The following is a 25233-nucleotide window of genomic DNA, read 5'->3' on the forward strand; positions in this document are numbered from 1 at the left end:
GCTGCGCCTGCGGGCGGCGCGGGACGCGGACGGCGCCCCGGCTCCTGCTCACCACCCGTCCTCAGACCGATGGTGGCAGGCGCCGGGGCGCCGTATGAGTGTTTCTCGCATTTGCCGCCCGGGCCCGGGCGGCCGCCGGATCAGCCCCGCTCGCGCTGGTCCGCGGGGTCGTTGAGCAGGCTCTCCGGGGAGACCGGCTCCGGCGCGGGCAGCCCCTGCGGCTTCGCACCGCCGGTGGCCTGCGCCTCGGCGACGCGTACCTCGTCGTGGATCTGCTGGGCCGCCGCGGCGGCGGCCTGCGCCGCCTCCGCGGCCTCGCGCTCGACCTGGCTCGCGTGGTGGGCCGCCTCCGGCGCCGGGAGGTCACCCACCATCTGGCTCAGACCGCCCAGCGCGCCGCCCATCCCCTCGAGAGCCTTGGTCAGCTCCGCCGGGATGATCCAGACCTTGTTGGCGGTGCCGTTGGCGATCTGCGGCAGGGCCTGGAGGTACTGGTAGGCGAGCACCTTCTGGCTCGGGTTGGCCTGGTGGATCGCGTCGAACACCGTCCGGATCGCCTTCGCCTGGCCCTCCGCCTGGAGGATCCGGGCCTGCCGGTCACCGTCGGCGCGGAGCACCGCGGACTGCTTGTCACCCTCGGCGGTGAGGATCTGCGACTGCTTGTGACCCTCGGCCGTGAGGATCGCCGCCCGGCGGTCCCGCTCGGCGCGCATCTGCTTCTCCATCGAGTCGCGGATGCTCGCCGGCGGCTCGATCGCCTTGATCTCCACCCGGGTGACCTTGATGCCCCACCGGCCGGTGGTCTCGTCCAGCACCCCGGACAGGTGCCGGTTGATCTCGTCCCGGCTGGTCAGCGCGCGCTCCAGGTCGAGCGAACCGATCACGTTACGCAACGTGGTGACGGTCAGCTGCTCGATCGCCTGGAGGAAGCTCGAGATCTCGTAGGTGGCGCGGACCGCGTCGACCACCTTGAAGTAGAGCACCGTGTCGATCGAGACCACGAGGTTGTCGGACGTGATCACCGGCTGCGGCGGGAAGCTGACCACCTGCTCCCGCATGTCGACCTTGGTGCGGACCGCGTCGATGAAGGGGACCAGCAGATTGAGGCCCGGGTTGAGGGTGCGCTTGTACTTGCCGAGCCGTTCGACCACGTCCTGGCGCTGCTGCGGCACGATCCGCACCGCCTTGATTAGCGTCACCACGACGATCAACGCCACGGCGACCAACAGCACCAATCCAACGTCCATACCGTTCACCTTCTCGCTTCGGGAAACTCACCGGGGTGGGAAATGTCGTCCTGCCAGACCAGGGCGGTGGCGCCCCGGACCTTGATCACCTGCACCCGCTCACCGGGAGAGAAGGTCTGTGTCACGTCGTAGGCGCGGGCGCTCCACAACTCACCGTCGATCTTGACCATGCCGTGCTCGGCGTCCACCCGTTCCAGCACCAGCGCGGTGGAGCCCTCGATCGCCTCCACGCCGAACGCCTGGTCGCCGCTCTCCAGCGCGGACTGCGCGTGCCGCCAGATGACCGGCCGGACGACCGCCACCGAGAGCGCGGAGACCACCGCGAAGATCAACGCCTGCAGCGCCACGGGGGCACCGAGCGCGGCGGCGCCGGCGGCGGCGAACGCCCCGGCCGCGAACATGATCAGGAACAGCGTCGTCGTGAAGATCTCGGCGACCGCCAAAACCACACCCAGCACGATCCACACCACGGCGTCCACGTAGCAATCGTGACACGTCGAAGCACGCGGCAACGACCCGCGATGATCAGTAAGCTCGGCGGCACCCCCGCGCCGACCGAGGAGAACGCCGTGCCCCTGCTCCCCGAAACCAGCCGACAGCTCGACGCCCTGGTCAATCGGGCCCAGTCGGAGGGGCGGGCGCCCTCGCTGGCCGTCGGGGTGGTCCGCGACGGCGCGCTCGCGCACCTCGCGGTCGCCGGCGAGCACCCGCGGCCGGACGCCGACCGGCAGTACCGGCTCGGCTCGATCAGCAAGACGATGACCGCGGTCCTGGTCATGCAGCAGCGCGACGCCGGACGGCTCGCCCTGGACGACCCGCTGGAGCGGCACCTGCCCGGCACCCCGGTCGGCACGCTCACCCTGCGCCAACTGCTGGGCCACGCCAGCGGCCTGCAACGCGAGCCGGACGGCTCCTGGTGGGAGCGGACCGAGGGCGTCGACCTGGCCACGCTGGTCGCCGGGCTGACCCCGGGGAAGATCGCCTACCCACCGCACCACGTCTACCACTACTCCAACCTCGCGTACGGGCTGCTCGGCGGGGTGCTGGAGCGGGTCACCGGCACGCCCTGGTACGACCTGCTCCGCGAGCGCGTGCTGGAGCCGCTGGGCATGCGCCGGACCACCTTCCACGCCACCGAGCCGTACGCCCGGGGCTACGTCGTGCACCCCTGGCACGACACCCTGCGGGAGGAGCCGCGCACCGACACCGGCGCGATGGCGCCCGCCGGCCAGCTCTGGTCCACCATCGAGGACCTCGGCCGCTGGGCGGCGTTCCTGGCCGACCCGGCGCCCGAGGTGCTCACGCCGCAGACGCTGACCGAGATGTGCGCGCCGGTGGTGATCAGCGACCTCGACTCGTGGACCGGCGGGCACGGCCTCGGGGTGGAGCTCTACCGGGTCGGCGACCGGGTGTACGTGGGCCACGGCGGCTCGATGCCCGGGTACGTCGCCGGCCTGGCGGTGCACCGGCCCGGCCGCACCGCGGTGGTCGACTTCGCCAACTCGTACGGCCTACGCGGCGGCCATCACATCGTCGGACTGGCCCGGCAGGTCCTCACGCTGGTGCTGGACGCCGAGCCGGCCGCGGTGCCGCCGTGGCGCCCGGCCGCCGCGCCGCCCCCGGCCGCCCTCGCCGAGCTGACCGGCCGCTGGTGGTGGATGGGCCTGGAGTACGAGTTCCGCGCCGACGCGGCCGGGGAACTGCTGGGCGGCCCGGTCGGTCAGCCAGTGCTCCGGTTCACCCCAGAGGGCCCGGATCGCTGGCGCGGCCGCTCCGGTGGCCAGGACGGCGAGATCCTCAGCGTCGTCCGCGACACGTCCGGCCAGCCGGTCGCCCTCGACATCGCCACCTTCGTCTTCACCCGCACCGTAGCCTCTCATGATGCCTAAACGGCACATGGTCGGCCGTCCCGTCTTGCGGTGGGACGGTCCCGGTCTGACCCGCTGAAGCGGCGGTGCCGGGTTGACGTTTCACGGCCACCGGCCCGCGGGGGCGGGTCTTACGGTCGGCTCCACGTCCGTTTTGCGACTCCCGGCCACTCCGGGCGTCGATGACCTCACACGCGAGCGCGGCGAGGTTGCGTGCGGCGTTTAGATCCCGGTCGAGGGTCAGGCCGCAGGTGGTGCAGGTGTAGGTCCGCTCGGACAGGGCCAGCTTGGTTTTCACCGCGCCGCAACCCGAGCAGGTTTTCGAGGACGGATACCAGCGGTCGGCCACGACCAGCCGACCGGCGTTCCATCCGGCCTTGTAGGCCAGTTGCCGACGTAGCTCGGCGAATCCGGCGTCGGCGATGTGCCGGGCCAGCCACCGATTGCGCAGCATCCCCGCCACGTTCAGATCCTCCACCACGATCGTGCCGTACTCGCGGGCCAGCCTGGTGGTGAGCTTGTGCAGCCCGTCGCGGCGCAGGTTCGCCACCCGGGCGTGGGCCCGGGCCACTTGGCGGCGCGCCGCCTCCCACCGCTTCGACGGGCAACTACCGGTACGCCGATCAGGTCCCACCCGCCGGGACATCCGCCGAGCCCGGCGCCGCATCCGCCGCGCCGTGGTGTCAAGGTGACGTGGGTTAGGCACCAACTCACCGGTGGAGAGCCCCGCGAGGTGCTTAACGCCGACGTCCACGCCGATCGTCGTGTGCGGTCGGGCCGGCACGCGCTCGGTGCGGTCGAGCTCAACACAGAACGAGACATGCCATCGGCCACCGTCACGGCGGACCGTCGCGGACAGGATCCGGGCGGTGCCGGCGTCGAGGCGGCGGGCGAGCTTGCGGGTCGACTCATGGGTCTTGAGCCGGCCCAGCCGCGGCAGCACCACATGCTTACGGTCGGACTCCACACGGATCGCGCCCGTGGTGAACCGCATTGTCGGGGTCGACCTGCGGCGGGACTTGAACCGGGGGAACCCGACCGGCCGCCCGGCACGCCTACCCGCCCGGGAGTCGGCCCAGTTCTTCAACGCCCGAGCGAGGGCGTCCAGGCCGGTGTTGTACGCCTCCTTCGAGCACTTACTCCACCACGGTGCCACGTCGTTCTTCGCGGCGTTCCACGCTCGACGAAGTGCTGGCAGCGTCCAGCCCGCCGCAGGTGTGAGATCAGCCTCGTCGACCCCGTAGCTACGTTCGGCCGCCCGCTGGTCAAGGACGGCTTTCACCCGCGCCAGGGACCAGTTATACGCCAGCCGCGCCGCGCCGGCGTGCGTCCATAGCGCCCGCTCCTGCCCGGGTGTGACGTCCAGGGCAAAGCGGTAGGCCTGCATCGTCTTCACGCCGAGTTGCTCTCGCCTCTGACGATCTTGAGAGCTCGACGGGCGCGGTCGGACTTCGCGCGCCGCCGGTACGGACGGGCACACGGTGAGGTCAGAATCTCGGTGACGTCGGGCAGCGTGTCATCGTCATGCATCATAGATCATCACCGATTGACCACTGCTGGCGGCACCCGCCACACCCGGCCGCCCACAAGAGGCGAGGCCAGGCGAGGCCAGGCGAGGCCACAGCTTCCGGCAGCTGCCGTTCAGCCAACATGGCCAAACCGAAACACGATATTGGGAAGGGCCAAGGGGCCTGACCCCGCGGACCCTCAACCACGACGGGGCCTACGGCCGCCGTGACCGGCCGAGGGATCAATCCTGCACGTCCGCAGCGTCACGGCGGCCCCTCTCGGCAACCCGAACCGATGAGCGATCGCAACGGACATGCGACCAAAGAGATCACTCGGGCGACGTAACGAAGTCGATCAACCGTTCCATCGCGTTGATCAGCGGCGTCTCCACGTCGGCGAAGCTGTCGACCCGGGACAGGATGCGTCGCCACATGTCCGCCGGCTCGCCCACTCCGAGGGCCGCGCAGACGCCCTCCTTCCAGGGCCGTCCGGGCGGCACCACGGGCCAGGCCGGGATGCCGAGCGCGGCCGGCTTGACCGCCTGCCAGACGTCGACGTACGGGTGCCCGGTGACCAGCACGTGCGGCGAGGACACCTTCGCCACGATCCGGCTCTCCTTCGAGCCGGGCACCAGGTGGTCGACGAGCACGCCGAGCCGCCGGCCCGGCCCGGGCGCGAAGTGGCGGACCTCGGCGTCGAGGGCGTCGATGCCGTCGAGCGGCTCCACCACCACGCCCTCGATCCGCAGGTCGTCGCCCCAGATCCGCTCGACCAGCGCGGCGTCGTGCACGCCCTCGACCCAGATCCGGCTGGCCTTGGCGACCTGCGCCCGGACGTTGTCGACGGCGATCGAGCCGGAGGCGGTACGCCGGCGGGCCGCCGGCACGGGCGCGCGGGCGGGCCGGCGCAGCGTCACCGGCCGGCCGTCGAGCAGGAACGCGGCGGGCAGCAGCGGGAAGTTGCGCCGCCGGCCGTGCCGGTCCTCCAGCACCACCGCACCGGCCTCGAAGCCGACCACCGCGCCGCAGAAGCCGGAGTCCGCGTCCTCGACCACGAGGTCCGGCTCGGCGTCCACCTCGGGGGTGACCTTCCGCCGTCGCCAGTCCCCCGCCAGCACGTCCCCGTCGTATCGCCCCGCCATGTCGATCACGCTAACCGGCGCTCCGGCGCGTCGCCCGCCGACGCGCCGCCGGGCGGGCGGGCCGGCCCGACGACCGGCCACGCGGACCGCAAAATTGGGGCGAAGCAGGCAGTTCGGGGCAGGCTACGCGGCCGGAGCGGCAGTCGAGACAGGGGCGGCGGCGAACACGTACCCTTTCCGCATGTCCCTCCCCGCCACGGGCGCGGCCACGCTGGCTCCGCGCCGGTCCAGCCGTTTCGTTGCCTGGGTGCGCGCCTGGCGCGCCGGCCTGGTGCCCTTCGACGAGGTCGCCGAGTCCATCGCCGGCGACGAGGAGCACCTGGTCGCCGACGCCCCTGGCACCTGGACCGACGTGCCGCTGCGGGACGCGCTGCCGACCCTGGCGAAACTCACCCCCGACGAGATCCGCCTGGTGCTGCCCGCGCCGGGCGACCCGCGCGGCCTGCCCGGCCCGGGTGACTTCGCGGGCGCCGCGCTGCTCGCCGGCGAGGCCGTGGTGGCAGGTGGTCTCGGGTTCATTCCCGAGGTGCGGACGCACACCTCCGGCTCGGGGATGACCTGGGAGACGGTGCTCTGGCGGGTCTACCCGCTGCCGTCGGACGCGCCGAAGGCGTCGCTCGCCGCCCCCGGGGCGGCCGAGGCGGAGGCCGAGCTGGCCGCCGCCCTCGCCGAGACCACCGCCGCGCTGACCCGCCTGGACGTGGCCCAGTGGCGGCCCGAGCTGGCCGGGGCCCTTGCCGCGCTGCGCCGCCCGGACGGCGCCACCGATCTGCCGCCCGGCTTCGACCCGCGGGCCCGCCGGCTCTTCGCCCGCGCGGCCGTGCTGGACCGGGTGCTCGCCCTCGCCGGGCACAGCGCGCCCGGCGGGGCGATCAACAACTACGAGGCGCAGCAGCGCGACGCCGCGCTGCGCCCGCTGACCACTGCGTGCCGGCAGGCCCTCGTCGCCGCCTGCAACGCGCCGCTGCGCCCCTGAGCATCAGACGCCTCGTCGGCGTCAGACCTCGTCGATCAGGTCGGCGACCGACTCGACGATCCGGGACGGCCGGTACGGGTACCGCTCCGCCTCGGCGCGGCTGCTGATCCCGGTCAGCACCAGGATGGTCTCCAGCCCCGCCTCCAGCCCGCACAGGATGTCGGTGTCCATCCGGTCGCCGATCATCGCGGTCGACTCGGAGTGCGCGTTGATGGTGTTCAGCGCCGAGCGCATCATCATCGGGTTCGGCTTCCCGACGAAGTACGGCTCCACCCCGGTCGCCTTGGAGATCATCGCCGCCACCGAGCCGGCCGCCGGCAGCGCGCCCTCCACCGAGGGACCGGTCACGTCCGGGTTGGTGCAGATGAACCGGGCCCCGTCATTGATCAGGCGGACCGCCTTGGTGATCGCCTCGAAGCTGTAGGTGCGGGTCTCCCCCAGCACCACGTAGTCCGGCGCGAAGTCGCTGAGCACGTACCCCACTGCGTGCAGCGCGGTGGTCAGCCCGGCCTCCCCGATCGCGTACGCGGTGCCGCCCGGCCGCTGGTCGGCCAGGAACTGGGCGGTGGCCAGCGCCGACGACCAGATCGCCTCCTCCGGTACGTCCAGCCCCATCCGGACCAGCCGGGCCTGAAGATCCCGCGGGGTGTAGATCGAGTTGTTGGTCAGCACCAGGAACGGCTTACCGGAGGCCCGGAGCCGCTTGATGAACTCGGGCGCGCCGGGCACCGGCTGGCCCTCGTGCACCAGCACGCCGTCCATGTCGGTGAGCCAGCTCTGCACCGGCTTGCGGTCATGCATCTGTCGTCCCAGGGGGTGTCGGAGGTCGGTCGGGCTCACGGACGGCGGGCGGCGGGCACGCAGCACGGCGTCGGGCAGGTGTCCCACATCGGCAGCTCGCCGAGGCGGCGGCGCAGCCGCTCCCCGGCCGGCTCGGTGCGCTCGCGGACCAGCTCGCGGACCATCGTCACAAAGCGCGGGTCGGTGCCCGGGGTGCCCGCCCGGACGAAGTCCAGGCCCCGCTGCTTGGCCGTCTCCCGCGCTTCGGTGTCCAGGTCCCAGACCACCTCGAGGTGGTCGGAGACGAACCCGATCGGGCTGACCACCACGCTGGTCACCCCCTGCTCCGCGAGGGCGGCCAGGTGGTCGTTAATGTCCGGCTCCAGCCACGGCACCTGCGGCGGGCCGGACCGGCTCTGCCAGACCAGGTCGTACGGCAGGTCGGGGGCGGCGGCGTGCACCAGCCGGGCGGTCTCCGCCAGCTGGGCGGTGTACCGGCCGCCGTTCGGGCCCGCGGTGGCCGCCATCGAATGGGGGACGGAGTGCGCGGTGAAGACCAGCCGGGTACTGTCCCGCTTCGCCGGGTCGAGCTGGGCCAGCGCGGCACGCACCGCGTCGATGTGCGGCTCGACGAAGCCGGGGTGGTCCCAGAACTGGCGCAGCTTCTCGATCACCGGCGCGCCGGGGCCGACCGCGGCGCGGGCGGCGGCGATGTCCTCCTGGTACTGCCGGCAGGACGAGTAGCCGCCGTACGCGCTGGTGACGAAGGCGAGCGCCCGCTGGACGCCGTCGTCGCGCATCCGCGTCACGGTGTCGGCGAGCATCGGGTCCCAGTTCCGGTTGCCCCAGTAGACCGGCAGGTCGACGCCGTTCGCCGCGAAGTCCGCCCGGATCGCGGCGAGCAGTTCCCGGTTCTGCTGGTTGATCGGGGAGACCCCGCCGAAGTGCAGGTAGTGTTCGGCGACCTCCGCGAGCCGCTCCGGCGGTACGCCCCGTCCCCGGGTGACGTTCTGCAGGAACGGCAGCACGTCCTCGGGCCGTTCCGGGCCGCCGAAGGAGACCAGCACCAGTGCGTCGTACGCCATGGCGCCATTCTCCCCCGACGGCCGTGACAGGCCCGCGACCACCCCGGGACGGCCCGGTCTCGGGCTCGTCTCAGGCGCCGATCGCGTGGTAGCCGCCGTCGACGTGGACGATCTCGCCGGTGGTGGCCGGGAACCAGTCCGACAGCAGCGCCAGGCAGGCCCGGGCGGCCGGCTCCTGGTCGGTCAGGCTCCAGCCCAGCGGGGCGCGCGCGGTCCAGGCGTCCTCGAACTGGTCGAAGCCGGGGATGGACTTGGCGGCGATGGTACGCAGCGGGCCAGCCGCGACCAGGTTGCTGCGGATGCCCTGCTCGCCCAGGTGCAGCGCCAGGTAGCGGGAGGCGGACTCCAGCCCCGCCTTGGCCACGCCCATCCAGTCGTAGACCGGCCAGGCCTTGGTGGCGTCGAAGGTGAGCCCGACCACCGCGCCGCCCGCCGACATCAGCGGCAGCGCCGCCATGGCCAGGGACTTGTAGGAGAAGGTGGAGACCTGCAGTGCGGTCGCCACGTCCTCCCAGGGGGCGTCGAGGAAGCCGCCGCCGAGGCAGCTCTGCGGGGCGAAGCCGATCGAGTGCACCACCCCGTCCAGGCCGTCGACGTGCTCCCGCACCTTGTCCGCGAGGCCGGCGAGGTGCTCCGGGTTGGTCACGTCCAGCTCGATCACCGGGGCCGCCTCGGGCAGCCGCTTGGCAATCCGCTCGACCAGGGAGAGCCGGCCGTAGCCGGTGAGCACGACCTGGGCGCCGTTCTCCTGGGCGAGCTTCGCCACCGAGAAGGCGATCGAGGCGTCGGTGATGACGCCGGTTACCAGCAGCCGCTTGCCGGCGAGCAGTCCTGACATGTGAAGGCTTCCTCCGTACGTTCTCAGTGACCCATGCCCAGGCCGCCGTCGACCGGGATGACGGCGCCGGAGATGTAGCCGGCTGCGTCCGAGGCCAGCCAGGTGACCACCCCGGCGACCTCGTCCGGCTCGGCGAAGCGGCCGGCCGGGATGGCCTTGCGGTACTCGGTGCGGCGCTCCTCGGGCAGCGCGGCGGTCATGTCGGTGTCGATGAAGCCGGGCGCGACCACGTTGGCGGTGATGTTGCGGCTGCCCAGCTCCCGGGTGATCGAGCGGGCCACGCCCACCAGGCCGGCCTTGCTGGCCGCGTAGTTGACCTGGCCGGCGCCGCCGTACAGGCCGACCACCGAGGAGATGAAGATCATCCGGCCCCACTTCGCCCGGAGCATCTTCGCCGAGGCCCGCTTGGCGCAGCGGAACGCGCCGGTCAGGTTGGTGTCCAGCACCCCGGTGAACTGCTCCTCGGACATCCGCATGAGCAGGGTGTCGGCGGTGATGCCGGCGTTGGCGACCAGCACCTCGACGGGGCCCAGTTCCGCCTCGATCGTGGTGAAGGCCGCGTCGACGGAGGCGGAGTCGGTGACGTCGCACTTCACGCCGAACAGCCCCGCCGGAGCGTCGCCGCTGCGGTGGGTGACCGCCACCCGGTCGCCCTGCTTGGCGAACGCCTGCGCGATGGCCAGGCCGATCCCCCGGTTGCCGCCGGTCACCAGCACGGTACGGGCCACGGGTCCCCCTCTGCTCAGCTGATCTCCCAGTCGGTGGCGAGCCTAGGGGTTACCGGCAGGTAAGCGCTAACGGGGAGGTGCCTCGAGCGGCGGGAAGAGCAGGCGGGGGTGCCGCGCCGAACTGGCACGGCACCCCCCGGTCGTGAGGGTCAGAAGGTGTAGGGGTAGGGGGCGTCGTTGCCGTAGTCGAAGTACTCGTCGGCGGTCCCACCGCTGACCGAGTTCTTCAGGTACCAGCGCCAGACCCGGGACTCGAAGTTCTCCACGATCCCGGGCTCGGTGGCCGCCGTCGCGCCGTTCCAGTTGCCCGGCACCGGATACGTCCCGTGCGAGCCGTAGTTGAACTGGACGTCGGCCAGCCCGTCCGTGCCGAGGTCGTTCTTCAGGAACCACCGCCGCGGACCATCGGTGTCGTCCACCACCGCCGGAGTCCACGTCAGGTTGCCGTCCCAGTCACCGGCCACCGGCCACGTGTTCGAGTTGCCGTACCGCAGGGTCGCACTCACCGCACCACCGCTGTTGGCGTTACGCAGCTCCCACTTCCACGCCCCGTTGTCCCTCGACACCACCCCCGGCGTGAACGTGCCGTTGCCGTCCCAGTCCCCCGCGACCGGGATGTAGTCCTTGCCCCCGTACAGGAAATTCACGTCGGAAACCCCACCGGCCAGCGAGTTCTTCAGATACCACCGCCGCGAGTTCGACTCGTTGGCCACCACCCCCGGCGTCCAGTCGCCATCGCCGTCCCAGTCACCGGCCACCGGCACCATGTCCGCGTCCCCGTAGGTGAACTTGACATCCGCCGCACCACCAGACTGGGACCGCTTGATGTTCCACTCCCACACCGAACCGGACCGCTGCACCACCGCCGGCGTGAACTCACCCGTGCGGAACCAGTCGCCCGACAAGGCGTACGACGCCCCGCGGCTCAGCCACTGTTCCACGGTTTCGCCCCGCAGCACGCTGAGCAGAGCCTCTTTGTTCTCGTAGCTCGACACCTTGCCGCGGTCCTCGCTCAGGTGAATGTGCCACAGGTGCGAGGAGTCCGATGACACGGCGGTGTCGTACCGGAAGTCCCACCCCTCCACACTGCTGTCGGTGTCGGCCTGGCCGTAGAACTCCCGCCAGCCGTCGAGACGCGGGTCGCTCGGATCCTTGCCGGATGCCAGGAGGCGGCTGGAGTAACGGGCGATGTTGCTGTAGTCGGAGGTCGTGGCCTGCAGCCCGGACGGAAGAAGCAGGTCGGGCTCCGCGCCGGTCTCGCCCGCCGCCAGCGCCAGGCTCTGCGCTTCCGGGAAGGTCCAGTCGTAGGCGGCCGCCTTGTCCGACGGCCCGGCCTGGTCCTCGGCGTCACGGACGGAATAGTCGCTCGGATCGTTGGCTGCGCGGGTGTTGTGATAGCCCGGCTTGTTGGCGTAGATACCGCCGTTCTGCGTCCCCGGGTCGAGTTTCAGGAGTTCCTCCATGAGCCACCAGGAAGCCTCGGTGATCCTGGACGGGTTCGGGTTCTCGGCGGCGCTGGCCGGGGCGGGGGAGACGACAGCGCCGGCGATCAGCAGTGCGGACATGACGACGGCGGCTCCGCGTGGAATCCGTAGCGCCAGCTTTTCCATCGACAGGAATTCGTTACGCATCATTGAGGGCTCCCAGTCAGAAGGGGTAGGGGTAGGGGGCGTCGTTGCCGTAGTCGAAGTACTCGTCGGCGGTCCCACCGCTGACCGAGTTCTTCAGGTACCAGCGCCAGACCCGGGACTCGAAGTTCTCCACGATCCCGGGCTCGGTGGCCGCCGTCGCGCCGTTCCAGTTGCCCGGCACCGGATACGTCCCGTGCGAGCCGTAGTTGAACTGGACGTCGGCCAGCCCGTCCGTGCCGAGGTCGTTCTTCAGGAACCACCGCCGCGGACCATCGGTGTCGTCCACCACCGCCGGAGTCCACGTCAGGTTGCCGTCCCAGTCACCGGCCACCGGCCACGTGTTCGAGTTGCCGTACCGCAGGGTCGCACTCACCGCACCACCGCTGTTGGCGTTACGCAGCTCCCACTTCCACGCCCCGTTGTCCCTCGACACCACCCCCGGCGTGAACGTGCCGTTGCCGTCCCAGTCCCCCGCGACCGGGATGTAGTCCTTGCCCCCGTACAGGAAATTCACGTCGGAAACCCCACCGGCCAGCGAGTTCTTCAGATACCACCGCCGCGAGTTCGACTCGTTGGCCACCACCCCCGGCGTCCAGTCGCCATCGCCGTCCCAGTCACCGGCCACCGGCACCATGTCCGCGTCCCCGTAGGTGAACTTGACATCCGCCGCACCACCAGACTGGGACCGCTTGATGTTCCACTCCCACACCGAACCGGACCGCTGCACCACCGCCGGCGTGAACTCACCCGTGCGGAACCAGTCGCCCGACAAGGCGTACGACGGCTGGGGCGCGGGAGCCCAGAGCGCGTCCACAATGATCTGCGCGTCGGCGGCCTGCACCTGGTACTTGTCCGGGTAGGCGGAAACCTGCACCTTCTGGCAGACCGTGCCGATCGGGGCACTGGCCCAGGACCCGTTGGGGTAGAGCTCGACCATCTTCTGCAGGAACTTGCCGGTCGCGTAGTCGGGGTTGAGCCGCTGTTCACGGGTGCCCCACCAGTCCTGCTGCTGGAACAATCCCAGGCTGGTGTGGTCGACCATCTCGTCGATGTTCTGCAGGTGGGTCTCCACGATCACCGTGGCGATGGCGATGACCGCCGCCCGGGAGGCGAAGCCACGCGCCCGCACCGCCTCGACCACCTCCCGTGCGCAGGACACCCGATAGGCGGTCAGGTAGCCCGCCATGTCGGCGTTCAGCTTCGAGTTGAGGTCGGTTGCCAGGGCGCCGTCGGCGGTCGTCGGACCGTTCGGGTCGCACGGCGCCACGCTGTACAGCGTCGTGATCGGTGCCAGCGCCGGCGGCAGCGCCGGCTCGGTGTCGCTGGCGGCGGCCGGTGACGCCGCCGTGACCGCGGCCACGGTCAGTGCCGCGGCCAGTCCGAAGTGTCGTAGTCCCGACACTCCGTTGAAAACACGTCGATTCATGTACATCTCCAGTTCACGACGGATCCCCGTGGACCGGTCGTGCGTCCGAGCATCCCGGCGGGCGCTGGATCGGTGCTGGAGGGACGGCACCGGTACCGGATCGGTACTACCGTCTGTCGCGGTCAAGACAGTCAGTGACGGGGGTTGATGACATGCCCATTGGCGTGAGCCTGCCCGGGTACGGTTTCGCCGGCCTGCTGCGGCGTTGCCGCGAGGAGGCCGACCTCACCCAGGTGGAACTGGCCCGGACGGCGGGTCTGAGCCCGACCGCGGTCCGGGACCTGGAGCAGGGCCGGACCTGCCGCCCGACCGCGGGATCCATCTCCCGCCTGGCCGACGCCCTGCGGTTGACCGGGCCCGAGGCCGCCGAGTTCCACCGCGCGGCCCGCGACCCGGTCACCCGGCCGGCGGGTCCCGACCCGGTTCCGGCTGGCGAGTCGGCGGCACGGCCCGCCATCCGCATCGAGGTGCTCGGCACGCTGCAGATCCAGCGCGGCCACGGGCTGCCGCTGCTCGCGTCGCCCCGGCAGCGGGCGCTGCTCGGCCGGCTCGCGATCAGCCCCGGCACCGTGGTGTCCAGGGCCGAACTGATCGACGTGCTGTGGGGAGAGGATCCCCCGCGCTCGGCGGTGAACCTGGTGCACACCTATGTGGCGCGGCTGCGCCGGCTGCTCGAACCGCAGCGCACGGCCAGCGGTGTGGCCACGGTGCTCCGGCTGGTACCCGGGGGTTACCGGCTCGACCTGTCGGAGGAGCAGCTCGACCTGCGGCGCTTCGAACGACTGGTCCGGGAGGCGAACCAGGATTCGCCGGCTGTGACGGCCGCGACGAAACTGGAGCAGGCGCTGGAGCTGTGGCGCGACGACCCGGTCGCCGACGTGGAAGCCCTGACCGCACATCCGGCGCGTATGCTGCTCGTCGCCCGTGGCACCGCCGAGGCGACCCGTTGCGCCGACCTGCTGGACGAGCTCGGCGAGTACGACCGCCTGGTCCGCGTCCTGCGTCCGTTCGGCGGCCGGCACCCGCTGGACGAGCAGGTCCACGGCCGGCTGGCGCTGGCCCTCGGTGCCACCGGGCGGCAGGGCGAGGCGTACGCCTGCTACGACGGCGTGGTGCGCCGCCTCGCCGACCAGCTCGGGGTGGACCCGGGCCCCGAACTCCGGGCGTACCGCGAGCGGCTGCTCCGGCAGCAGTGGCACCGGACCCGATCCTCCGCCGCCCGGCGCAGCACGCCGACACCGTGGCAGTCGCCCGCGCCGCCGGCCGACTTCACGGGTCGCGAGGCGGAGCGGGCCGAGTTGCGCCGGCTTCTCGACGACGCCGGCCACACCGGCCGCCGGGCCCTGCCGGTCTGCGTGATCACCGGCCTGCCCGGGGTGGGCAAGTCAGCGCTGTCGGCCGCCGCGGCGGCCGGGGTGGCTTCTCTCTTTCCGGACGGCCATCTGCATGCCGACCTGCGGGGCAGCTCGGCGCGGCCGGCTCGGGCCGCCGAGGTGCTGCGCCGATTCCTGCGGACGCTCGACGTCGCCGAGTCGGACCTGCCGGAGGACGAGGCGGGGGCTGGCGCGCTGCTCCGGAGCCTGCTCGCCGACCGGCGGGTGCTCATCCTGCTGGACGACGCCCGGGACGCGGCCCAGGTCCGGCCGCTGGTGCCGGGCTCCGGCCCCAGCCGGGTGCTGGTCGCCAGCCGCAACCGCCTGGTCGACCTGGAGGCTGCGCGCCGCCTCGAACTGGCCGTGTTGCCGACCGACGACGCGCTGGCGATGCTCGCCGCGGTGGCCGGCACCGCCGGGCCGGAACGCGACGCGGCGGCGCGGGACCTGGTGCGTTCCTGCGGTCGCCTGCCGATGGCGTTGCGGATCGCGGGCGTGCTGCTGGCCCGTCGGCCGGGCTGCACGACGGCCGCCCTGGCTCGCCGCCTCGCCGACCCGGACCAGGCCCTGCACGTGCTGCGGGCCGGTGACCTCGATCTCCGCGCGGTCCTCGGATCAGGCATGGCGGGGCTGTCCGCTCCCGCCGCGCGGGCGTTCCGGCTGGTGGCCGCCGCACCGCTCGAGCGGATCACGGTCGCGGCCGCCGGAGCACTCCTCGATCACCCGGTCGCGGAGACCGAGGACCTGCTGGGCCGGCTCGCCGACGTCAGCCTGCTCACCCCGCTGGACGGCCAGCACTTCCAGATGCACCGACTGCTGCGCGCCTACGGCCGGGAGCTCGCCGAGCGGCACGAGCCGCCGGCCGCCCGGTCGGCGGCGCTGCGCCGGCTGGTGTCCTGGCAGCGGATCAGCGGCCCGAAGGCCGCCTGAACCAGACCCACCTGGGCACGGCCCGGGCGGCCGGATGTCACACCGGCTGCCCGGTCGGCCGAGTGCGCGCCGCGCGCGCCGCGGGTGTACGATGATCGCGTTTGCGGGCAGTGGATCGCCCGCCGTCGAGCCCCGCCGACCGCAGGAGGTGATCGCTGTGCGAGATAGCGATCCTCCCAGTCGTGGCCGGGCCGACCGTCAGCCCCGCTGAGCCACGACTCAGCCGGCGCGGCTGACCCCGCTCCCCGCCCTCCGCACCGCCCCGATCTCCCCGGCCGTCCGCCCGGGCGACCCCGGCCTGCGGCGCGGGCGGAGCACCCCGGTCACGACTTCGTGTGCGTACGCCCTGATCCACCCCGCGGTCCGTCCCCGCCCGGACCGTCCGTCGCCACGGAGCAGTCCCATGAGCCGTTACGTCGCCCCGCTGGGCTTCACCCTCGCCGCCGTCTGGGTGGCCGTCCTGTTCGTCCTGGCCGGCGGCGGTCACTGACCACCGCCGGCCGGGCGCCGGCGCGCCCGCTCAGAGCAGCCGCGACGACCAGAGCAGGCTCAGCCCGCCCGCGCAGAGCGCCAGCAGCAGCGCGATCCCCGCGTACCACTGGGTGATCTCGCGCGGCTCGGTGCGGAAGCCGATCGAGCTGCCCATGTCCTGGTAGACCTGCTTCAGCTCGCTGGCCGAGGCGGCCTCGTAGAAGAATCCCTCGGTGGTCTCCGCGAGCTGCGCCAGCGCCATCCGGTCCACCGGCACCCGCTGCGGCTGGCCGCCGATCTCCACCTGACCGGAGTCGGTGCCGAACGCGATCGTGGAGACCGGGACGTTCGCCGCCTGGGCTGCCGCGGCGGCTTCCTCCACCGACCGCCCCGAGGTGCGGTACCCGTCGGAGAGCAGCACGATCCGGGCCGGCGGGATGCCCGCCGCACCGTCGGCCGGCACCGACCTGATCGCCTCCAGGCAGGTGAAGACGGCCTCACCGGTGGCCGTCGACTCGGCCAGCACCAGCCCGTCGATGGCGGTGGTCACCGCGTCCCGGTCCTTGGTCGGCGAGACCAGCACGTTCGCCGACTTGGCGAAGGAGACCAGCCCCAGGTTGTAGTTCTCCGGCAGCTCGCCGACGAACTGTTTGGCCGCCTCCTGCGCGGCCTCCAGCCGGTTCGGCGCCACGTCGTCGGCCTGCATGGACAGCGACACGTCGATGGCGAGCATGACGGTGGCCCGCTCCAGGGGCTCCTTGGTGTCCATCGCCGGCCGGGCCAGCGCGGTGGCCAGCACCAGCAGGCAGAGCAGGAACGCGGTGGCCGCCGCGTGTCGCCGCCAGCCCAGCCCCTTCGGCGCCAGGGTCCGCAGCAGGTCCACGTTGGTGAACCGCATCGCGTACGCCCGGCGGTGCAGCTGCCGCCAGACGTACGCGGCGGCCAGGGCGAGCACCGGCAGCACGGCCAGCAGCCACCACGGTTGCAGAAAACGGATCATCGTGTCGTCCCTCGAGTGCGGGCGTGCCGCTGCGCGGCCACGAAGCGCACCATGTCCAGCAGCCAGTCTCGGTCCGTACGCAACCGCAGGTGGGCCGCGCCGGCGGAGCGCAGTTCCGTGGCGATCGCCGCCCGCTGGGCGGCGGCCGCGTCGGCGTACCGGCGGCGCAGCCGCGGGTCGGCGGTCTGCACCTCGTGCAGCTCCCCCGTCTCCGGGTCGACCACCGGCAGCACCCCCACGTCGGGCAGCTCCAGCTCGCGCGGGTCCACCACCTCGATCGCCAGCACGTCGTGCCGGACCCGCAGCTTACGGATCGGCCGGCCCCACTGCTGCGGCGGCGCCAGGAAGTCGGAGATGACCACCGCCACGCCGCGCCGGCGCGGCGGTCGGTTCAGCATGTCGACCAGCGCGCCGAGGTCGCTGCGCCCGGGTCGGATCTCGGCACCGGCGATCGCCCGCAGCAGGCCCTGCGCCTCCTTGCGGCCGGCCCGGGCGGGCAGCCGGACCAGGGTCCCCGGCCCGGTCGGCGGTGCCGGGCCGCGCCACCGGCCGGCCGGCGCCGCCGCCGGGGCGCCGGTGCCGACGACCGCCCCGATCCGGTTGCCGCCGCGGACCGTCAGGTGGGCCAGGGCGGCCGCCGCGGCGACCACCACGTCCCGCTTGAGCCACCGGCCGGTGCCGAAGTCGAGGCTCGCCGACAGGTCCACCGCGAGCCAGGTCTCCAGCTCGCGGTCGGCCACCGTACGCCGGACGTGCGGCATGGTGGTCCGCGCGGTGACCGGCCAGTCCATCCGGCGCACGTCGTCGCCGGGGCGGTACTCCCGGGACTCCCCCGCCTCGCTGCCCGGCCCGGGCAGCAGGCCGGCGTAGTCGCCCTGGAGCAGCCCGTCGAGCTTGCGGGTGACCATCAGTTGCAGCCGGGACAGCACCGCGCCGCTGCGGTCCGCGCCGGCCCCGTCCGGCGTCGGTGGGGTCACGGCCGCTGCCCGGGCCAGCCCGCGCCGGCCGGGGCGCCCGGTGGCGGCGGGGTGGCCTGCTGCCGGGGCGCGACGGCGGGCAGCGGGATGGTGGACATCACCCGGTGCACGATGTGGTCGGCGGGCACGTCGTCGGCGAGCGCGTCGTAGCTGAGCACGAGCCGGTGGCGCAGGATGTCCGGGGCGATGTCCTGCACGTCCTGCGGCAGGGCGTAGTCCCGGCCGCGCAGCAGGGCCAGCGCCCGGGTGGCCCGGACCAGCCCCAGCGAGGCGCGCGGGCTGGCGCCGTACTGGATGAGCTGCGCGACGTCGGGCATGCCGTGTTCGGCCGGGGCGCGGGTGGCGAGCACCAGCCGGACCGCGTAGTCGACCAGCGCGTTGTGCACGAAGACCTGGTCGGCCTTGCGCTGCAGGGCGATCAGGTCGGGGGTGCTGAAGATGGGCGTCGGCTCGGGCGGGGCGACGCCCATCCGGTAGACGATCTCGCGCTCCTCGGCGTCGGTCGGGTAGCCCACCACGATCTTCATCAGGAAGCGGTCGCGCTGCGCCTCCGGCAGCGGGTAGACGCCCTCCTGCTCGATCGGGTTCTGCGTCGCCATCACCAGGAACGGGTCGGGCACCCGGTGGGTGTCGCCGCCGATGGAGACCTGCCGCTCGCTCATCACCTCCAGCAGCGCCGACTGCACCTTGGCGGGCGCCCGGTTGATCTCGTCGGCGAGCAGGAAGTTCACGAAGACCGGGCCCAGCTCGACGTCGAACTTCTCGCTGGACTGGCGGTAGATCCGGGTGCCCATGATGTCGGCGGGGACCAGGTCGGGGGTGAACTGGATCCGGGCGAAGGAGCCGCCCACCACCTTGGCGAGGGTCTCCACCGCGAGCGTCTTGGCCACCCCGGGCACCCCTTCGAGCAGGCAGTGACCCCGGGCGAGCAGGGCGACGAACATCCGCTCGACCATCCGGTCCTGACCGACGATCACCCGTTTGATCTCGAACAGCGCCCGTTCCAGCAGGGTGGCGTCCTCGGCCGGGGTGGTGGTGACCGGCGGCGGCGCGTCCGGCTCGGCCTCGGTCGGGGTCGGGGCGTCGGGCGTGGTCGGCTGGGCCACCGGTCCTCCACAGCATGGTCGGTCGTCGCGGCGTGGTGCGCATCAAGACTGTCATGCCCGGCTGAGAGCCGAGGGTGGGAGCGGGACGATTTTCGCCACGCCGTCCCGCGGCACGGAAAACGCTGAACACGGGTGGACAGGAAGGGGTCCGGCGTGTGTACGATTCACCCCGTCGCCGGGCGGCTCCCCCCGTGGCCGCCCGGCGCTAAAACTTCCCGGTGCGCGGCCTAGACTCGCCCGGATGACCACTCCCCGCCCTGCCGACGAGGCGCCGATCTGCTCGGCACGCGGCTGTCGCGCGCCCGCCGCCTGGGCGCTGCGCTGGAACAATCCCCGCCTGCATGATCCGGAGCGGCGCAAGACCTGGCTCGCCTGCCCCGACCACCGGGAGTCGCTCGGCGCGTTTCTCGACGCGCGTGGCTTCCTGCGCGAGGTGGCGGCGGTCACCGGATCGCCTACGCTCGAAGGGTGAGCGAGCGCAGCGGATCACCCCGGTGAACGGTGACGACCTCGCCGGGCCGCCGCCGGCCCCGGCCGGCGCGCTGGAGCCCTGGCCGGAAACCGTCCGCTGGCAGCCCATCTCCCGCGACCTGATCTGGGTGGAGCTGATCCGGCTCGGCCTGCTGCTGGCCGTCCTGCTGGTCGGGCTGGGCCTCGGCTGGGCGTTCAGCGGGCACTGGTTGTTCGGCGCCGTCCTCGGCGCGGTCGCCCTGCTGGCCGGGTGGCGCGCGCTCACCATCGTCCGGGCGGTGAGCGCCTGGGGGTACGCCGAACGGGAGCAGGACCTGCTGGTCCGGCACGGGCTGCTGGTCCGGCGGCTGTCCATCGTCCCGTACTCGCGGATGCAGTTCGTCGACGTCAGCGCCGGGCCGCTGGAGCGGGCGTTCGACCTGGCCACCGTGCAACTGCACACCGCGGCGGCGGCGAGCGACGCGCGGGTGCCCGGGCTGCGGCCGGCGGAGGCGTCCCGGCTACGCGACCGGCTGACCGCGCTCGGCGAGGACCGGGCGGAGGGCCTGTGAGCGACGGTCCGGCCGAGCCGCGGCCCGACGCGCCGCCAGCGACCGGCCCGGAGCTGCCCCCACCGCACGCCGGCCCCGCCGGGCCACCCTGGCCGTACCCGCCGCCGCCCTGGCCGGCCGCCCCGCACCCCGGACCGCCCGGACCGCCCGGGCCGCCCTGGCCCGGGACCGGCTGGCCGGGGGCGCCGCCGTCGGGCGCGGAGCCCCGGCAACGGCTGCACCCGTTGAGCCCGGTGCTGCACGGGGCCAAGTCGCTGGTGGTGGTGATCGCCGGCCTCTCCTGGTCGACGCTGTCCCGGGTGGGCTTCGGCTGGTTCGCGGCGATGGCCGCGGTGCTCGCCCTGGGTGCCACCGTGCTGGCCGTGATCAGCTGGTACAACACCGGCTACCACGTGATCGGCCGCGAGTTGCGGGTGCACGAGGGGCTGATCTGGCGGCGTACCCGGGCCATCCCGCTGGAACGGTTGCAGGCCGTGGAGGTGGTCCGGCCGCTGCTGGCCCAGCTCACCGGCCTGGCCGAGCTGCGCCTGGAGGTGGTGGGCGGGGGCAAGACCGAGGCGCCGCTGGCCTACCTCGGGGTCGCCGAGGCGGCCGCGCTGCGCCAGCGCCTGCTCGCCGTCGCCGGCCGTCCGCCGGAGCGAGTCCCGCCGGCCGCCGGCCCGGCCGCCGCACCCGCGCCGACCGGACGCTGGCTGCACACGGTACGCAATCAGGACCTGCTGGTCAGCCAGCTGCTCACCCCGCAGGCGTTCCTGCTCCCCTTCGGCGTCGCCTTCGTGGTGGCGCAGTTCCTCTCCGAGGGCTCCCGGTCCTTCATCGCGGTCGCCAGCACGCTGACCGCGATGGCCGGCATCCTGCTCCAGCCCATCCGGCGGGTGCTCGACGACTGGGGCTTCCGGCTGGACCGGGACGGCGACACCCTGCGCATCCGCAACGGCCTGCTGGAGACCCGGGCGCAGACGGTGCCGCTGCACCGGGTGCAGACCGTCGGGGTGACCTGGCCGCTGCTGTGGCGGATGAAGGGCTGGCTGCGGCTGCGGCTGGAGGTGGCCGGCTACTCGGCCGCCGAGCCCGACGACCGGAACCGGCCGGACCGGCTGCTCCCCGTCGGCGACCTGCGCACCGGCGAGCTGGTGGTGGCGGAGGTGCTGCCCGGCGTACGCCTCGCCGCGCTGCCGCTGACCCCGCCGCCGCGCCGGGCCCGCTGGCTGCGCCCGCTGAGCCGGTCGGCCACCGGCGCCGGCCTCGACGACAGCGTGTTCGCCGCCCGGTCCGGCCTGCTCACCCGGCAGCTCGCGGTCGTGCCGTACGCCCGGATCCAGAGCGTGCGGGTGACCCAGGGGCCGGCGCAGCGGCGGCTGCGGCTGGCCACCGTGCACGCGGACACGGCCGGCGGGGCCGGCGCGGCCGCCTACGACCGGGACGTGACCGAGGCGTGGGAGCTGGCGGCGGAGCTGACCGCCCGGGCGCACGCCGCCCGCCGCGCCGACGGGGGCCGCCGGCCCTGAACCGGCGCCGACCGGTCAGCGGTCGGCCGGTACCGCCGACGGCTCCGCCGGGGTGTCCCGGGCCACCTCGGGGCCGTCGCCCGCCCGGCCCGCGAGCGCCGCCGGGTCCGGCGGCGCGCTCGCCGCCGGCCGGACCCGCCGGGCGACCCACCAGCGCTCGGCCAGGCCGACGACGAGGAAGGTCATCCCCACGTACGCCCAGCCGACCAGCACGTCGATCATGTAGTGCTCGCCGCTGTAGACCAGGGTGAACGTCATCGCCAGCGGATACGCCAGCAGCAGCGGCCACCAGCGACGCCGGGTCGCCCCGAGGAAGAACAGCACCACGAAGAGCGCGAACGCGGTGTGCAGCGAGGGCATCGCCGCCACCGGGTTGGACGCGATCTGCCCGGCGTTGAGCAGGTTGCCCGCGCCGTGCATGCCGAACGCCTTCCAGCCCCGGGTGGAGATCCGGGCGACCTCGGTGAGCAGGCCGTTCTGCGCGGCCCACCACGGCGGCGCGGCCGGGTAGAGGAAGTAGGTGACCAGCCCGGCGGCGCAGAGGAAGCCCCACCGGCGCATGTACGCCGCCCAGCGCCCCCGGTCGCGCAGCCAGAGCACCGCGGCGGCGGCCAGGGTCACCACGAAGTGGGAGAAGTAGACCCAGCTGGCCAGCACGTCCCACCAGTGCACGTCCGGCCGGTACAGGTGCTGCTGCAACCAGATGGTGGGCACCTCGCCGCCGGTGCCCCAGCCGAACAGGAAGCGGTCGGCGACGATCAGCTCCATGGCGTGCGGCGTCGCCCCGTTGTCGGCGAACCCCCGGGAGAGGTTGTACCCGGCCAGCAGCAGCACCACCGGTATCCAGTCCCGGGCGAACCGCAGGTGGCTGCGCCACGGCCGGGAGGAGTTCCAGGCGATGGTGGCCGCCCAGATCCACACGAAGGCGTACGCCGGGTCGGTGGGCAGGCCGATGGCGAACCAGCCGGCCAGGAACGCCACGCCCCAGATCACCATGGCGACGACACGGCGACGCCCGCCGTCGGGCGACGCGGTCGGGCCGGTCCGGGCGGGGGGCTGAGGATCTGTCACGACGGCCATCGCGGTCAAGGTTAACGACGGGCGACGCGCCCACCGAAGCGGGTGGTGCCGACCGGTGGCGCCACCAGCGGCGGACCGGACGGACCGGCGGCCGGGTGCCGGCGGGCGCACCCGGGTTGTCGCCCGCCGTGGCCCGGACGGCGGGCGAGCACCTAGGCTGGGACCATGCACGAGCCGCCCTTCGCGCCGGGGCTGACCGCCCGGGTCGAGCTGACCGTCACCGACGCCGACACCGCGCAGGCGGTGGGCTCCGGGGACGTGCCGGTGCTCGGCACCCCCCGGGTGCTGGCCCTGGCCGAGGCGGCGACCGTGGCCGCGACCGCCACCCGGATGCCCGCCGGGCAGACCACCGTCGGGCTGCGCGTAGAGCTGGACCACCGGGCCCCCACGCCGGTCGGCCGGACCGTGGTCGCGCAGGCCCGACTCGCCAAGGTCGACGGCCGGCGGCTGTTCTTCGAGGTGACCGTCACCGACGGCGGGGAGACGGTGGCCGACGGGCGGGTCGACCGGGTGCTGGTCGACCGGCAGCGGTTCCTCGAGCGCGCCTCGCGGGCGTCATGACCGGCCGCTTCGTCGAGGTCGCCGACGGCGTCCACGTGCTGCGCGAACCGCTGCTGAGGGTGAACGTGACGCTGGTGGTCGGCGACGGCACGGCGCTGCTGGTGGACACCCTGTCCACCGCGGGCCAGGCCCGTGCCCTGGCCGCCGCCGCCCGGGTGATCACCCCGCACCCGTGGATCGTGGTCAACACCCACCACCACTTCGACCACTGCTTCGGCAACGCCACCCTGGCCGCCGACCCACCCCGCCCGGTGTACGCGCACGAGCTGGCCGTCGAGGCGCTGCGCGACCACCCCGACCAGCTCCGCCGGGCGGCGTACGAGGAGGTGCGCGAGGAACGGCCGGCGCTCGCCGCCGAGCTGGCCGAGACCGAGCTGCTGGCCCCCACCCACCCGGTGCTCACGGAGACGGTGCTGGACGTCGGCGGCCGGCAGGTGCTGCTGCGCCACCCGGGGCACGGCCACACCGACGCCGACCTGGTGGTGCACGTCCCCGACGCGGACGTGCTGGTCGCCGGGGACCTGGTCGAGCAGAGCGGGCCGCCGGCCTTCGAGGAGTCGTACCCGTTGCAGTGGCCGGACGCCGTCGCCGACCTGCTCCGGCTCACCACCCCGGGGACGGTGGTGATCCCCGGCCACGGCGATCTGGTCGACGTCGAGTTCGTCCGCGCCCAGCACGCCCAGCTCGCCCGGCAGGCCTGGACGATCCGCGCCGGCCACACCGGCAACGCCCCGCCCGAGCGGGTGGCCGCGGAGTCCCCCTTCGGCGCCCGCCCCGGCCTCATCGCCGCCCGCCGCGGCTACGCCGAACTGGACGGCCGCCCCTAACCCCACCCCCCCCCGCTATTGGGTTAGCTGGGGAAGCGGTGGGTCACGTCGGCGCGGGTGGGCATGGCGACGGCGCCGCCGGGGGACTCGCAGACCAGGGCGGCCACCCGGAGGGCGAAGGCGACCCGCTGCTGCCAGCCGGCCGGGTCCTCGGGTTCGCCGGCGGCGAGCAGGTCGGCGATGAGCGCGCCCATCACCGAGTCGCCGGCGCCGGTGGCGTCCACCGCGTGGACCTTCGGCGCCGGGATCCGTACCACGTCGGGGCCGGCGGCGACCAGCGCGCCGGCCGCGCCCAGGGTGACCACCACGGTGCCCGCGCCCAACTCCCGCAGGTACGCGGCCACGCCCTCGACCGGCTCGCGGGGATAGAGCACCTCGGCGTCGGCGGTGCTGAGCTTGACCAGGTGGGCGCTCGCGGCGAACTCGGCGACCACCTCGCGGAGCCCGGCGAGGGCCGCCGGGCCGGCCAGCAGCCGGGGGCGGACGTTCGGGTCGAAGACCCGCAGCGCCCCGGCGATCGACCAGGCCCGCCGGGCGGCGGCGAGCACCGGCGGGTCGAGCAGCACGATCGAGCCGCAGTAGACCACGTCGGCGCCCTCGACCAGCGCCACGTCCAGGTCGTCGGCGGTGAGCAGCGCGTACGACCGGGGCTCGCCGTAGAAGCGGAAGTCGGGTTCGGGGCCGGCGAAGGTGGCCACGGCCAGCGCGGTCGGCGCCGGCACGGTCACCGCACCGGCGAGCCCGACGCCCGCGGCGGTCAGGAAGGCGCGGATCCGGTCGGCCAGCGCGTCGTCGCCGAGCGAACCGACGAACCGGGCGTCCCCGCCGAGCCGGGCCACCGCCACGGCCACGTTGAGCGGGCCGCCGCCGATCGCCTGCCGGTAGACGGGCTGCCCGTCGTGTTCGGCGTCGAGCAGGTCGACCAGCGCCTCACCGAGCACCACCGCGTATCCCATTCCGGTCCTTTCGTCGTCGACGCCGCCGCACCGTCCACCGCGCGCCTCGACCGATCTTGTCGCCTCAGGCTGGCACAGTCCGCGGCCTGATGGCCGTCGAAGACACGGTATTGGCGTGGCGGGACGGGTGCGAGTCGCGGGTTGAGCGCCGAGTCACCAGGTACGCCCGGTCCGCGCGCCAGGCGCGCGCTCC

Annotated in this window: 22 protein-coding genes and 1 pseudogene; 8 read left to right on the forward strand and 15 right to left on the reverse strand. The window is 73.4% G+C overall.

What is annotated here, in order from left to right:
- Positions 1 to 140 precede the first annotated feature (140 nt).
- Positions 141 to 1247: an SPFH domain-containing protein gene (locus tag I8N68_RS20755; protein WP_200212553.1), complete on the reverse strand. Its 1107-nt coding sequence runs from the start codon at positions 1245 to 1247 to the stop codon at positions 141 to 143.
- Between the two features lie 5 nt (positions 1248 to 1252).
- Complete coding sequence (locus tag I8N68_RS20760; RefSeq protein ID WP_200212555.1) at positions 1253 to 1726, reverse strand: NfeD family protein; 474 nt, start codon at positions 1724 to 1726, stop codon at positions 1253 to 1255.
- Between the two features lie 90 nt (positions 1727 to 1816).
- On the opposite strand from I8N68_RS20760, the gene I8N68_RS20765 reads away from it, so the two are divergent.
- Positions 1817 to 3136: a serine hydrolase domain-containing protein gene (locus I8N68_RS20765; protein ID WP_200212829.1), complete on the forward strand. Its 1320-nt coding sequence runs from the start codon at positions 1817 to 1819 to the stop codon at positions 3134 to 3136.
- On the opposite strand, the gene tnpB is transcribed toward I8N68_RS20765, so the two are convergent.
- Together tnpB and I8N68_RS20775 are read right to left on the reverse strand one after the other, a co-directional pair.
- Positions 3105 to 4502, reverse strand: coding sequence for an IS607 family element RNA-guided endonuclease TnpB (tnpB, locus tag I8N68_RS20770; RefSeq protein ID WP_234040296.1), 1398 nt, complete (start codon positions 4500 to 4502; stop codon positions 3105 to 3107). The two genes, I8N68_RS20765 and tnpB, sit on opposite strands and share 32 nt — an antisense overlap.
- Positions 4503 to 4952: 450 nt before the next feature.
- Positions 4953 to 5765: a DUF3097 domain-containing protein gene (locus I8N68_RS20775; protein ID WP_200212557.1), complete on the reverse strand. Its 813-nt coding sequence runs from the start codon at positions 5763 to 5765 to the stop codon at positions 4953 to 4955.
- Positions 5766 to 5946: 181 nt separating this feature from the next.
- Here I8N68_RS20775 and I8N68_RS20780 point away from each other — a divergent pair, with 181 nt between their 5' ends.
- Positions 5947 to 6741 carry an Rv1486c family protein gene (locus I8N68_RS20780; protein ID WP_200212559.1) on the forward strand — a complete coding sequence of 265 codons (795 nt, stop codon included), beginning with the start codon at positions 5947 to 5949 and terminating at the stop codon, positions 6739 to 6741.
- 21 nt (positions 6742 to 6762) lie between these two features.
- Here I8N68_RS20780 and I8N68_RS20785 read toward each other — a convergent pair whose 3' ends face one another.
- The 6 genes and pseudogenes from I8N68_RS20785 to I8N68_RS20810 form a co-directional block, all read right to left on the reverse strand.
- The gene (locus I8N68_RS20785; protein WP_200212561.1) at positions 6763 to 7629 is read right to left on the reverse strand and encodes an HAD-IIA family hydrolase; all 867 of its coding nucleotides are present in this window, start codon (positions 7627 to 7629) and stop codon (positions 6763 to 6765) included.
- Entirely contained in the window at positions 7578 to 8606 is a 1029-nt protein-coding gene (locus I8N68_RS20790) for a ferrochelatase (RefSeq protein ID WP_200212563.1), read from the reverse strand. The genes I8N68_RS20785 and I8N68_RS20790 overlap by 52 nt, the downstream gene beginning before the upstream one ends.
- A 70-nt stretch (positions 8607 to 8676) precedes the next feature.
- Positions 8677 to 9444, reverse strand: coding sequence for an enoyl-ACP reductase FabI (gene fabI / locus I8N68_RS20795; RefSeq protein ID WP_200212565.1), 768 nt, complete (start codon positions 9442 to 9444; stop codon positions 8677 to 8679).
- A 23-nt stretch (positions 9445 to 9467) separates the two neighbouring features.
- Positions 9468 to 10172, reverse strand: a complete 705-nt coding sequence (gene fabG / locus I8N68_RS20800; protein ID WP_200212567.1) for a beta-ketoacyl-ACP reductase — start codon at positions 10170 to 10172, stop codon at positions 9468 to 9470.
- Between the two features lie 929 nt (positions 10173 to 11101).
- A pseudogene (locus tag I8N68_RS20805) lies at positions 11102 to 11782 on the reverse strand (hypothetical protein); the annotation flags it as partial.
- Positions 11783 to 11819: 37 nt separating this feature from the next.
- A complete protein-coding gene (locus I8N68_RS20810) occupies positions 11820 to 13229 on the reverse strand; it encodes a hypothetical protein (protein ID WP_200212569.1) in 1410 nt (469 codons plus the stop codon).
- 152 nt (positions 13230 to 13381) lie between these two features.
- Here I8N68_RS20810 and I8N68_RS20815 point away from each other — a divergent pair, with 152 nt between their 5' ends.
- Entirely contained in the window at positions 13382 to 15532 is a 2151-nt protein-coding gene (locus tag I8N68_RS20815) for a BTAD domain-containing putative transcriptional regulator (protein WP_200212571.1), read from the forward strand.
- A 520-nt stretch (positions 15533 to 16052) separates the two neighbouring features.
- On the opposite strand, the gene I8N68_RS20820 is transcribed toward I8N68_RS20815, so the two are convergent.
- From I8N68_RS20820 to I8N68_RS20830, 3 genes are read right to left on the reverse strand one after another with little or no spacing between them, the layout of a single operon-like run.
- On the reverse strand, positions 16053 to 17003 hold the full coding sequence (locus I8N68_RS20820) for a VWA domain-containing protein (RefSeq protein ID WP_200212572.1): 951 nt from the start codon (positions 17001 to 17003) through the stop codon (positions 16053 to 16055).
- Positions 17000 to 17998 carry a DUF58 domain-containing protein gene (locus I8N68_RS20825; protein WP_200212830.1) on the reverse strand — a complete coding sequence of 333 codons (999 nt, stop codon included), beginning with the start codon at positions 17996 to 17998 and terminating at the stop codon, positions 17000 to 17002. The genes I8N68_RS20820 and I8N68_RS20825 overlap by 4 nt, the downstream gene beginning before the upstream one ends.
- Positions 17977 to 19086: an AAA family ATPase gene (locus I8N68_RS20830; RefSeq protein WP_200212574.1), complete on the reverse strand. Its 1110-nt coding sequence runs from the start codon at positions 19084 to 19086 to the stop codon at positions 17977 to 17979. Before I8N68_RS20830 ends, I8N68_RS20825 begins: the two co-directional genes overlap by 22 nt.
- 241 nt (positions 19087 to 19327) lie before the next feature.
- On the opposite strand from I8N68_RS20830, the gene I8N68_RS20835 reads away from it, so the two are divergent.
- The 3 genes from I8N68_RS20835 to I8N68_RS20845 are packed head-to-tail and all read left to right on the forward strand — an operon-like array spanning position 19328 to position 21616.
- On the forward strand, positions 19328 to 19558 hold the full coding sequence (locus tag I8N68_RS20835) for a hypothetical protein (RefSeq protein WP_200212576.1): 231 nt from the start codon (positions 19328 to 19330) through the stop codon (positions 19556 to 19558).
- Positions 19559 to 19580: 22 nt separating this feature from the next.
- Positions 19581 to 20108 (forward strand): PH domain-containing protein, encoded by a 528-nt coding sequence (locus I8N68_RS20840; RefSeq protein WP_200212585.1) that lies wholly within the window; start codon positions 19581 to 19583, stop codon positions 20106 to 20108.
- Positions 20105 to 21616 carry a PH domain-containing protein gene (locus tag I8N68_RS20845; RefSeq protein WP_372433780.1) on the forward strand — a complete coding sequence of 504 codons (1512 nt, stop codon included), beginning with the start codon at positions 20105 to 20107 and terminating at the stop codon, positions 21614 to 21616. The genes I8N68_RS20840 and I8N68_RS20845 overlap by 4 nt, the downstream gene beginning before the upstream one ends.
- 15 nt (positions 21617 to 21631) lie before the next feature.
- Here the strand turns inward: I8N68_RS20845 and I8N68_RS20850 are convergent, their stop codons facing one another.
- Complete coding sequence (locus I8N68_RS20850) at positions 21632 to 22696, reverse strand: phosphatase PAP2 family protein (RefSeq protein WP_200212586.1); 1065 nt, start codon at positions 22694 to 22696, stop codon at positions 21632 to 21634.
- A 165-nt stretch (positions 22697 to 22861) separates the two neighbouring features.
- Between I8N68_RS20850 and I8N68_RS20855 the strand changes: the two genes are divergently transcribed.
- Positions 22862 to 23257 (forward strand): thioesterase family protein, encoded by a 396-nt coding sequence (locus I8N68_RS20855; protein ID WP_200212587.1) that lies wholly within the window; start codon positions 22862 to 22864, stop codon positions 23255 to 23257.
- Positions 23254 to 24084: an MBL fold metallo-hydrolase gene (locus I8N68_RS20860; protein WP_200212588.1), complete on the forward strand. Its 831-nt coding sequence runs from the start codon at positions 23254 to 23256 to the stop codon at positions 24082 to 24084. Before I8N68_RS20855 ends, I8N68_RS20860 begins: the two co-directional genes overlap by 4 nt.
- A 23-nt stretch (positions 24085 to 24107) precedes the next feature.
- Here I8N68_RS20860 and I8N68_RS20865 read toward each other — a convergent pair whose 3' ends face one another.
- Positions 24108 to 25040, reverse strand: a complete 933-nt coding sequence (locus I8N68_RS20865; RefSeq protein WP_200212591.1) for a carbohydrate kinase family protein — start codon at positions 25038 to 25040, stop codon at positions 24108 to 24110.
- Positions 25041 to 25233 lie beyond the last annotated feature (193 nt).

This window comes from Micromonospora coerulea (genome assembly GCF_016598485.1).
GTDB classification, from domain to species: domain Bacteria; phylum Actinomycetota; class Actinomycetes; order Mycobacteriales; family Micromonosporaceae; genus Micromonospora; species Micromonospora coerulea.